This window comes from Huaxiibacter chinensis, assembly GCF_022171985.1.
Classification (GTDB): Bacteria; Pseudomonadota; Gammaproteobacteria; order Enterobacterales; family Enterobacteriaceae; genus Enterobacter; species Enterobacter chinensis_A.
Genome location: NZ_JAJVHF010000088.1, coordinates 1 through 306, shown reverse-complemented (window position 1 = coordinate 306; position 306 = coordinate 1). Strand labels below are relative to the sequence as shown.

The following is a 306-nucleotide window of genomic DNA, read 5'->3' as shown; positions in this document are numbered from 1 at the left end:
CAGCAAGTCAGCCGCGTTGTGGTCCGTAACATCGGGGAACGGATGCTGGGTAAATTACTGGGGCATCAGATCGCGGTGTACCAGACTGACTGTGGTCGTCGTTTGTTCACTGAACTGTGTGATCCGGATACCCGTGTTCTGACTGAACTGAATAAGCCGGAGCAGGGACGCCAGTCCTTTCATCATGAGGCGAAAGGGAAAAAATGCTGTCACTCTGACGGGAACACAGCAGAAAATGCGTGCCAGGGTGGGCGTCAGCATCATCACGGAAACGGGCGCTGTTGCCATTCATGAGTTTATTTCATC

1 pseudogene is annotated in these 306 nt (G+C 52.9%); it reads left to right on the top strand.

The annotated features are described in order from the left end of the window. A pseudogene (locus LZP96_RS24080) lies at positions 1-294 on the top strand (NifB/NifX family molybdenum-iron cluster-binding protein); the annotation flags it as partial. Positions 295-306 lie beyond the last annotated feature (12 nt).